Below are 9,865 nucleotides of genomic sequence, written 5' to 3' on the forward strand. Positions count from 1 at the left end.
GGGCTCCTGTCATGTGAAATGCTTTGACCAACATCTAAGGGGCGGCTTGCGGGATCACAAGCGGCGTGGCGCGGAACCGGGAGAGAATGACAGAAGCGGGTAAGGGCCGGGTAAACGGGGCGGGCGCCGCACAGGCAACGGGACGTCAGCTGCGGTATTGCTCAAACAGGCGGCACATGCTGGAAAACACATGCGCGCGGATTTCCGGGGTTTCCATCATCACTTCATGCTGGGCGCCTTTGATTAAATCCAGCTCGCCGCCGGGCCAGCGGCCCATCCGGTCATGGATGGCACCCGTGTTGACGATCTGCTCGCCGGAGCCAACAAAGGTGATGCAGGGCAGGGCGGGCGACGGCTGCTGTGCCAGCCAGGCGCAGTCCTGCAGGCTGACGCGCAGCCACTGGATCGTCGGTCCGCCGAGCGCCAGATCGGGCTGTGCCGCCAACTGAGCATGCATCATGCGGTACATGTCCGGATCGGTGGTCAGCGTGTTGCCCTCAAACGGGGTGATCTGCACATATTGCTCCAGCGCCGTTGTCGGCAGCAGCAATTTGTCCAGACGCAGAAACGGCGCAACGCTGCTTAGAAAACTGGCCAGGGGGCGCAGCAGCGGCGGGATCTGGATGCCCCACATCGGGCCGGTAAAGCAGCAGGCGCGGACCTCCAGCCCCTGCATCAGCGCGCGCAATCCGATGGCGCCGCCCATGGAATGGCCGACTAGAAACCAGGGTTTCGGCAGTTCCAGCTGTTCTGCCAGACGGGTCAGCGCCTGCACGTCTTTCTGGAAATCGCTGAAGTCGTCGATATGGCCCAGGCGGCGGTCTGGCAGCGTCCGGTCCGCCAGCCCCTGGCCGCGCCAGTCCACGGTGAGGGTGGCAAAGCCGCGATTCGCAAACTCGGCCGCGGCCAGCCCGTATTTTTCGATATATTCCGTGCGCCCGGGAAACAGCAGGACCGTGCCCTTTGCCTCGCCGTCAGGGCACCAGTGGCCCGCGCGGATGCGCAAACCGTCTGAGGTTCGCAGCCAATGGGCCCGGCCGCCTGCGGGCCCCCGCGCGATATCCGCGAACAGGGGGGCGGCCGGCAGGTCCATCGGGGCGCCGTCCATCAGGACAGGGCCGAGGCCAGCTTCATCGCGGTGCCCATGTCGCCATCAATGGTCAGCTTTCCGGACATGAAGGCGGCAGTGGGGTTCAGGTCGCCCTCAAGGATCGACTGAAATGTGTCGGCATCCGCCTTCATGGTGACATCGGTGTCTTCGTCACCGACGCGGGCGCCTGCGCCATCAAGCACGATGGAGCCCAGCCCTTCGATCTCGAATTTCGCGGAGGCGTCAAATTCGCCTGCGTCCAGTTTGCGGTTCAGGGCCTCAGCTGCCTGCGCAAGGGTGTCGCTCATGTCCGTCCTCAATCTGTTCTGCGCGCTTCATAGCACAAACCTGTGAAGCATTTGCATCCGATGCTGGAAAATGCCGCGCGCTGGATTACACTGGGGGCATCATGCTGGCAAATCTCCCAAAGCTCAAAGCTATCGTGGCGGCAACGGCGGTCACAGTCACGTATTCCTTGCCCGGGGCAGGTGCGGCGCAGCAGCTTTCCGCCGATGCGCTGCTGCGAGACCTCGCCGCGGCGGAGCTGTCCGAGGCTGCGGCCATCGACCGCGAACTGCAGGCGCTTTGGGCCAAGAGCGGTTCGCCTGCGATGGATCTGCTCTTGCGGCGCGGCTCCGACGCGCTGGAGCGCGGAGATTTGCAGCAGGCAGCGGAGCATTTGACCGCGCTGACCGATCATGCGCCGGATTTCGCCCGCGGCTGGTACGAACGGGCCCGCGTCTATTTCGCGCTGGGGCTTTACGGGCCTTCAGTGGCGGATCTGGAACGCGCGCTGGCACTGAACCCCAGGGATTACAACGCGATCTACGCGCTGGGCGCCCTGTTCGAACAGTTCCGCAATCCCGAGCGCGCCTATCAGGCCTATCAGCGGGCCAAGGCTATACATCCGCACCACGAGGAAGTAAGCAGCGCCCTTGAACGACTGGCGCCCTTGGTCGAGGGCCGGAAACTGTAAGCCCCACCGGGGCGGGGGCTCAAGCAATGGCAAACGCATCGCGGATCGTGGCCGTCCTGGGCCCGACCAATACCGGCAAAACCCACTATGCCATCGAACGGATGCTGGGCTACCGCACTGGCGTCATGGGCTTCCCGCTGCGGCTTCTGGCGCGCGAGGTCTATGACAAGGTGGCGGCGGCCCGCGGGCCGTCGGTGGTGGCGCTGGTCACCGGCGAGGAGCGTATCGTGCCGCCGCGGGCGCAATACTGGATCTGCACCGTCGAGGCGATGCCCGAAGGAATGGGCTGCGACTTTCTGGCGATCGACGAAATCCAGCTCTGTGCCGATCCAGAGCGCGGTCATGTCTTCACTAACCGTCTGCTGCGCGCCCGCGGCACGCTGGAGACGCTGTTTCTGGGCGCCGACACCATGCGCGGGCCGATTTCAGCGCTGGTGCCGGGGGTGGAGTTCCACCGGCGCGAGCGGATGTCGGATCTGGTCTATGCAGGTTCGAAAAAGATAAGCCGGATGCCGCCGCGCACCGCGATTGTCGGGTTTTCGGTTGATAATGTCTATGCGATCGCCGAGCTGATCCGCCGCCAGAAGGGCGGTGCGGCTGTGGTGATGGGGGCGCTCAGCCCCCGCACCCGCAACGCTCAGGTGGCGCTCTACCAGAACGGCGAGGTCGACTATCTGGTCGCCACCGATGCCATCGGCATGGGGCTGAACCTGGATATCGACCATGTGGCGTTTTCCTCTACCAGAAAATTCGACGGCCGCCGCATGCGCGAGCTGGCCCCGAACGAGCTGGCCCAGATCGCCGGCAGGGCGGGCCGCGGGATGAGCCATGGCACTTTCGGCGTCACCGGCGATGCAAGGCCGCTGGACGAGGGCACCGCCTCGGCGATCATGAACCACCAGTTTACGCCGCTGAAAAAGCTCAATTGGCGCTCCGCCGATCTGCAATTCGGCACGATCGAGGCGCTTATCCATTCGCTCGAAGCAAGCCCTGCGGATGAAAACCTGATCAAAGCGCGCGAGGCGGATGATCTGGGCGCGCTGAAAATGCTGTCGCGCGAATCCGCGGTCCTCTCCCGCACCACCAATGCGCAATCGGTGCGGCTGCTGTGGGATATCTGCCGGATACCCGATTTCCGCGGTATCTCCCACGCGGAGCATGCTGCGCTGCTGGGGGTGATTTTCGAGCATCTGCATGGCGGCGGCGTGGTGCCGGATGACTGGATCGCGCGCCAGGTCAAGCGGATTGACCGCACCGACGGCAACATCGATGCCCTGTCGAAAAGATTGGCATTTATCCGCACGTGGACTTATGTCGCGCAAAGGAATGGCTGGCTGCGTGACGAAAGCCATTGGCGCGGGGAGACGCGCGCTGTAGAAGACAGGTTGTCAGATGCGCTGCACGAGCGCTTGACGCAAAGATTTGTGGACCGGCGCACGTCTGTGTTGCTGCGCCGGCTCAAGCAGAAGGAGGCCCTTTTGGCCGAAGTGAATGACAAGGGTGAAGTGACGGTTGAAGGCGAATTCGTCGGCCGTCTCGAGGGGTTCCGGTTCAGCCCGGACAAGGGAGCGCAGGGTGCCGAGGCAAAAGCCTTGAAGGCGGCTTCGCTGCAGGCTTTGGCGCCGCAATTCCATCTGCGAGCGGACCGGTTCTATAACGCGCCCGATACCGAAATCGATTACACCGAGCAGGGCGGCCTGATGTGGGGCGAGCATGCGGTGGGCAAGCTGGTTGCCGGCGCCGATGCGCTGACCCCGCAGATCGAGGTCTTTGTGGACGAGTCCGCCGGACCGGATGTGGCCCAGAAGGTGGAACGCCGCCTGCTGCATTTCATCACTCGCAAGGTCAACGCGCTGTTTGAGCCGCTGCTGGCCTTGCAAAAGGACGAAGAGCTGACCGGCCTTGCGCGCGGCTTTGCCTTCCGCATGGTTGAAAACCTTGGCGTGCTGCCGCGCGCAAGTGTCGCGCAAGAGGTCAAGGACCTGGATCAGGATGCCCGCGGCGCGCTGCGCAAGCACGGCATCCGTTTCGGCCAGTTCACAATCTTCATGCCGCTGCTGTTGAAACCGGCGCCGACCCGTCTGCGGCTGGTGCTGTGGTCGCTGGCCAACGGTCTGCAGGACTTCCCTGAATCCCCGCCTCCGGGCCTGGTCACTGTGCCGTCCGCCAAGGACGCGCCCGAAGGCTATGACACCATGTCCGGCTACCGCGCGGCGGGGGAGCGGATGATCCGCATCGACATGCTGGAGCGTCTGGCCGACATGCTGCGCGGCGAAGACAGCCGCGGCGGCTTTGAAGCCAAGGCCGACATGCTGTCGATCACCGGCATGACACTGGAGCAGTTCGCCGATCTGATGCAGGGCCTGGGCTATAAGGCCGAAAAGGGCGAGCGCCAGAAGGTGAAGCCGGCTGCGGCGGAAGCGGAAGCCAAGCCCGCAGAAGCCGAAGTCAAGCCCGCTGAGGCCGCGGCTGAAGAGGCGCCTGCCGCTGAAGACCCGGTTGCTGAAGACCCGGTTGCTGATGCCGCTGCCGAATCTGCGGACGCAGTGCCGGCTGAGGAAGCCGCTGCCGAAGCTCCCGCTGCTGAGGCCGAGGCTGCACCTGCGGAAGACACTGCAGAAGCCAAGCCCGAAGCGGCTACGGCTGCAGAGGCTGCTGCCGAACCGGAAATGGAAGTGTTCTTCACCTTCACCTGGGGCGGCAACCGAGGCGGACGCCAAGGCGGCGGCCAGCGCCAGCAGAACCGCCGTCCGCAGGGCGACGGCAAGCCGGCAGGCAAGGGCAAGCCGCGCGGCGCCAAGGGCGGCGACCGCGACGGCGGCCGCGGCAAGCCGGGCCGCAAGGGCGGACCGCGCCAGGACCAGGGTGCCAAGACCTATTCGGCGCGTCCCGCGAAGAAGGAAAAGCAGATCGACCCCGACAACCCCTTTGCCGCTGCGCTGATGGGGCTGAAACAGGGCGACTGATCCTGCCATGGCCGAGGGCGCGCCCAAGATCCGCATCGACAAGTGGCTGTGGCATGCGCGGTTTTTCAAAACCCGCAGCCTGGCCGCGAAACCGGTCAGCGCGGGCCATGTGCGCCTTAATGGCACCAAGACCTTGAAACCGGCTCAGAACGTCGCCCCGGGCGACGTTCTGACCTTTGCCCAGGCCAAAGTGATCCGCGTGGTGCGGGTCGAAGCCATCGGCACGCGCCGCGGCCCGGCGCCCGAGGCGCAGGGCCTGTACTTTGATCTGACGGAAAGGCAGGAAAAAATTCCGGCCAACCCCAAGTTCGAAGGAAAAGGCCGCCCGGACAAAAAAGCCCGCAGAGCGCTTGATCTTACTCGCAAGCAGGATACCCTTTGACGGCTTGAAGCCTTCGCCGGTCTGGATTAGCTAGGCGCAAACGGATAACGGGACTCGGTACTATGACCTATGTCGTGACGGAAAACTGCATCGCCTGCAAATACACCGACTGTGTCGAGGTATGCCCGGTGGACTGCTTTTACGAGGGCGAGAACACCCTGGTGATCCACCCCGACGAATGCATCGACTGCGGCGTCTGCGAACCGGAATGCCCGGCTGATGCGATCCGCCCGGATACCGAGCCGGATATGGATAAATGGGTTGAGTTCAACCGCAAATACTCTGAACTGTGGCCGGTCATCGTTTCTAAGAAAGACCCGATGCCGGGCTACGAGGAGCGCGACGGCGAAGAGGGCAAGATGGAGAAGTATTTCTCTGAGGCGCCCGGCGAGGGCGGCTGATTCTCCGCCTTTGACAACCGGTGCCGCAAATCTGCGGAAAACCGCCGCATTGCACGGGGTTTTTACCGGCCATGGCCGGCAGGCCGCCTTCCGGGCGGCCCTTTTTTGTGGTATGCTTAAGGCACAAAAGACATAAACAATCGGAGTCCGCCCCGGCGCACGCCAGCAGTGGTGCGCAGATTGGGCGGTATTTCTGCGGATAAAATGTCCTGAGGGCTGGTCAAATCGAACTGACCGGGGCCGGGCATTTTGCTCGCTAACATGCCGGAGCCGCCCGGCTATGAGTAAGGAACAATCTGTATGACCAAATCGAAGAAGCTCGAATTCCGCCCCAATGAGTATGTAGTCTACCCGGCGCACGGCGTTGGCCAGATCATCTCGATCGAGGAGCAGGAAGTGGCCGGCTTTGCGCTGGAGCTTTTCGTGATCACCTTTGAAAAGGACAAGATGACCCTGCGGGTGCCGACCAACAAGGCTACCGAAGTGGGCATGCGCTCGCTCAGCTCGCCGGACGTGATTGCCCAGGCGATGAAAACCCTGAAAGGCAAAGCAAAGGTGAAACGCGCCATGTGGTCGCGCCGCGCACAGGAGTATGAGCAGAAGATCAACTCCGGTGATCTGATCTCGATCGCCGAAGTGGTCCGAGACCTGCACCGCACCGATGATCAGCGCGAGCAGAGCTACTCCGAACGCCAGCTGTACGAAGCCGCGCTTGAGCGCCTGACCCGCGAAGTCGCAGCTGTATCCGGCAATGACGAAATCGCTGCCGCCAAGCAGGTGGACGAGGTTCTGACCTCCCGCGTTGCAGCCTGAATATCCGCTGTAATCATCCTACGAAAGGCCGTGCCCCCGGGGCGCGGCCTTTTTCATGCACCGGCTTGGTTCAGCTGCAGAAGACGAGAAGCGTGAGCAGGCCGGCAATCTCGGCAATTTGCTGGGATGCCCCCAGAATGTCCCCGGTCTGGCCGCCGATCTTGGCTTTGGCCAAAGCGCCCAAACCAAGGGCAGCCGCGCCCATAGCCAAGGCAGCAGCCAAGGCCGCAGCGCCAATCAGCGGCAGCGACAGGACAAAAGCAAGCAAGGCTGCCAGCATACAGGGCAGGGCGCGGGGGCGGCCGACGGTTTGCGACAGACCGGCAGCGCGCGCATTCGGCAGCGCCGACATCAGCGCAGGCATCGCTGCCCGGCTCAGCATTGCCAGGGCCGGCAGCGGCCAGACGCCTGCGGCGGCGATCAGCGCGGCCAGGGCGCTCCAGCGCAGGCCAAACCCGAGGATCAGTGCAATCACGCCATAAGCTCCGATGCGGCTGTCCTTCATGATCTGCAGCCGCCGGTCCCGGCTATTGCCGCCCCATAAACCATCGGCGGTATCAGCAAGCCCGTCCTCGTGCATGGCCCCGCTCAGCATCACCTGAAGCGTCAGCGCCAGCCCTGCGGCCACCGCGGCGGGCAGGCCCATGTGCAAGGCAAGGGATGCCGCCAGCGCCGCGGGCAGGCTGACGGCAAGCCCGGCCAGCGGAAACGCCCAGACCGCCTTGGCCTGCCGCTGAAAGGCTGTCGCGGGCAGATACGGCAGCGGCAGCCGGGTCAGCAGAACCAGCGCCAGCAGGATGTCATTTGCCTGGATGTCGTTTTTTCGCATTTACCGGCCTATTGGGGGGCTTGCGGCACTGCCGTCAGCGGTTAAACAGATTGCCATCCGCTTTATCCGCGTCCCCCGCTCCGATGCAACGAGGCTTTTACATGCTGCCACAGCTTTCCTCCCTTGATGACTTCCGCGCCGCACTGGCTGCTGCGCCCGCGCAGGACCAGGCCGCGCTTGATGGCGCGGCTGCGCGCAACACCCAGCTGACCAAGCCGCCCGGTGCCTTGGGCCGTCTGGAAGAGCTGGCGATCTGGTACGGCGGCTGGCGCGGCAGCGACCGGCCGGAGATCTCCGCGCCGCAGGTGATCGTCTTTGCCGGCAATCACGGGGTGACGGCACAGGGCGTCTCGGCTTTCCCGCTGGAAGTCACTGCGCAGATGGTGATCAACTTCGAACATGGCGGCGCGGCTATCAACCAGCTGGCCAGGCTGGCCGGCGCCCGGATGGATGTGCATGCGCTGGCGCTGGAGCGCCCGACCGCCGATTTCACCCAAGGGCCGGCTATGAGCCAGGACGATCTGCTGGCTGCGCTGAAAGCCGGCTGGGAGGCAGTGGACCCAAGCGCTGACCTGCTGGTGGTCGGCGAAATGGGGATCGGCAACACCACACCTGCAGCGGCTCTGGCCTGTGCGCTTTTCGGTGGCGAAGCTGGGGATTGGACCGGGCGCGGCACCGGCGTGGACGATGCAGGGCTGGCGAACAAGATCCGCGTGGTGGCCGAAGGCGTTGCGCTGCACAAAGATGCAATCCGGGACGGTCTGGATGCGCTGGCTTGCCTGGGCGGGCGCGAGATTGCTGCCATGGCGGGCGCGATTGCCGCCGCCCGCGTGCTGCGCATCCCGGTGATCCTGGATGGTTTCATCTGCTGCGCTGCAGCAGCCTGCCTGCTGCAGACTGCAGACGGGGCGCTGGACCATGCAGTTGCGGGCCATCAAAGCGCCGAAGAGGCCCATCCGGCGCTGCTGGCGAAACTGAATAAGAAACCTTTGCTGGCGCTTGGGCTGCGTCTGGGCGAGGCGTCCGGTGCGGCGCTGGCGATCCAAGTGCTGAAAGGCGCCGTTGCCTGCCACAGCGGCATGGCGACCTTTGCCGAGGCCGGGGTCACAGACGGCTGACCAGGCGGTCCCGCATGTTTTACTGCCGCAAGGCCCGGGTCTGCGCCCGGGCCTTTGTTATTCGGCGGCGTTTGCAGACTTCTTGCGCTTGCGTTCGGCCATCTCGAAGATCGCGCTTTCGATGGCTTTTTCCAGTTCGCGGGCGCGGTCTATATAGGCCGGGTTCTGGCTGGCAGGCACGCCGGGGATCCAGTGCTGGGCAAGGTCGCGCAGGTTGGCGCGGTCATGCGCATAGAAGGTCTGCGTTGCTTGCGCCGCCTCATATTCGCTGAGGCCGACGTTCTCCAGCACATAGCGGCCTGCACGCACCGAACTGTCGAACATCTCGCGCACGATGTCATCGGCGCCGGCCTTGTACAGCTCATAGACATGATTGCGGTCCTTGGCGCGGGCGATGATGTGCAGATCCGGGTAGGCCCGGCGCACGTAGGTAACCATCTTGACCACGCCTTCCGGGTCATCCAGCGCCACCACGAATACTTTGGCCTTGGCGATGCCTGCAGCTTTCAGCAATTCGGGCCGGGTGGGATCGCCAAGGAAGCTTTTGACCCCGAACCGGCGCATCAGCTGCACCGCCTCCATGTCATGATCCAGCACCACGGTCTTGAAACCGCTGGCCTGCACCAGCCGGTTGACGATCTGGCCGAAACGGCCGATGCCCGCGATGATCACCGGTCCTTCTTCGTCAATCTCGTCGGGTTCAAAATCCTGCCGGGCGTCGCCCATGCGTTTGGACAGCAGGTCATAGGCGATGAACAGCAGCGGCGTGATCAGCATCGACAGCGCAATCACCAGCAGCAGCTTCTCGGACAGGGCCGCCGGAATGACGTTGAGCTGGGTGGAAAAAGCCAGCAGCACAAAGCCGAACTCCCCGGCTTGGGCGAGGCTGAGCGTGAACAGCCACAAACGGCGGCGGCGCAGGCCGAAGGCGCGGCCGACGGCAAACAGCACCACGCCTTTGGCAAAGATCACCAGCAGCGCCAAGCCGATCAGATCGCCCGGATCGGCGAGGAATTGGCGGTAGTTGATGCCCGCGCCGACGGTGATGAAAAACAGCCCCAGCAGCAGCCCTTTGAAAGGGTTGAGGTCGCTTTCCAACTCGTGCCGGAATTCGGAGTTGGCCAGAACCACCCCGGCCAGAAAGGCGCCAAGGGCGGGCGAGAGGCCGACCAGGGTCATCAGGAAGGAGATGCCGACGACAATCATCAGCGCCAGCGCGGTGTACATTTCCCGCAGGTTGGAGGCGTGGATGAACCGGAACAGCTGCCGGGTCAGGTAAATGCCGGCTAG

The 9,865-nt window shown here is 64.0% G+C and carries 10 protein-coding genes; 6 read left to right on the forward strand and 4 right to left on the reverse strand.

What is annotated here, in order from left to right:
• Window positions 1-145 precede the first annotated feature (145 nt).
• Both VOI29_RS06230 and VOI29_RS06235 read right to left on the reverse strand, forming a co-directional pair.
• A complete protein-coding gene (locus tag VOI29_RS06230; protein WP_323776847.1) occupies window positions 146-1,108 on the reverse strand; it encodes an alpha/beta hydrolase in 963 nt (320 codons plus the stop codon).
• Window positions 1,108-1,398 (reverse strand): SCP2 sterol-binding domain-containing protein, encoded by a 291-nt coding sequence (locus tag VOI29_RS06235; protein ID WP_323776849.1) that lies wholly within the window; start codon window positions 1,396-1,398, stop codon window positions 1,108-1,110. Before VOI29_RS06235 ends, VOI29_RS06230 begins: the two co-directional genes overlap by 1 nt.
• Before the next feature lie 101 nt (window positions 1,399-1,499).
• On the opposite strand from VOI29_RS06235, the gene VOI29_RS06240 reads away from it, so the two are divergent.
• The 5 genes from VOI29_RS06240 to VOI29_RS06260 all read left to right on the forward strand — a co-directional run bounded on the left by VOI29_RS06240 (window position 1,500) and on the right by VOI29_RS06260 (window position 6,628).
• Window positions 1,500-2,066, forward strand: a complete 567-nt coding sequence (locus VOI29_RS06240) for a tetratricopeptide repeat protein (RefSeq protein WP_323776850.1) — start codon at window positions 1,500-1,502, stop codon at window positions 2,064-2,066.
• 26 nt (window positions 2,067-2,092) lie between these two features.
• Complete coding sequence (locus VOI29_RS06245) at window positions 2,093-5,032, forward strand: helicase-related protein (protein ID WP_323776851.1); 2,940 nt, start codon at window positions 2,093-2,095, stop codon at window positions 5,030-5,032.
• Window positions 5,033-5,039: 7 nt separating this feature from the next.
• Window positions 5,040-5,414 carry an RNA-binding S4 domain-containing protein gene (locus VOI29_RS06250; protein WP_323776853.1) on the forward strand — a complete coding sequence of 125 codons (375 nt, stop codon included), beginning with the start codon at window positions 5,040-5,042 and terminating at the stop codon, window positions 5,412-5,414.
• Between the two features lie 62 nt (window positions 5,415-5,476).
• Window positions 5,477-5,815, forward strand: a complete 339-nt coding sequence (gene fdxA, locus VOI29_RS06255) for a ferredoxin FdxA (RefSeq protein ID WP_024090808.1) — start codon at window positions 5,477-5,479, stop codon at window positions 5,813-5,815.
• A gap of 300 nt (window positions 5,816-6,115) precedes the next feature.
• Window positions 6,116-6,628, forward strand: a complete 513-nt coding sequence (locus VOI29_RS06260) for a CarD family transcriptional regulator (RefSeq protein ID WP_024090807.1) — start codon at window positions 6,116-6,118, stop codon at window positions 6,626-6,628.
• A 70-nt stretch (window positions 6,629-6,698) separates the two neighbouring features.
• Here VOI29_RS06260 and cobS read toward each other — a convergent pair whose 3' ends face one another.
• A complete protein-coding gene (gene cobS / locus VOI29_RS06265) occupies window positions 6,699-7,457 on the reverse strand; it encodes an adenosylcobinamide-GDP ribazoletransferase (RefSeq protein ID WP_323776857.1) in 759 nt (252 codons plus the stop codon).
• A gap of 101 nt (window positions 7,458-7,558) precedes the next feature.
• On the opposite strand from cobS, the gene cobT reads away from it, so the two are divergent.
• Window positions 7,559-8,575 (forward strand): nicotinate-nucleotide--dimethylbenzimidazole phosphoribosyltransferase, encoded by a 1,017-nt coding sequence (cobT, locus tag VOI29_RS06270; RefSeq protein ID WP_323776859.1) that lies wholly within the window; start codon window positions 7,559-7,561, stop codon window positions 8,573-8,575.
• Between the two features lie 57 nt (window positions 8,576-8,632).
• Here the strand turns inward: cobT and VOI29_RS06275 are convergent.
• Window positions 8,633-9,865 (reverse strand): cation:proton antiporter (locus tag VOI29_RS06275; protein WP_323776861.1); only part of this gene is annotated, 1,233 nt, incomplete at its 5' end.

Source organism: Leisingera sp. (genome assembly GCF_034669605.1).
Taxonomy (GTDB): domain Bacteria; phylum Pseudomonadota; class Alphaproteobacteria; order Rhodobacterales; family Rhodobacteraceae; genus Leisingera.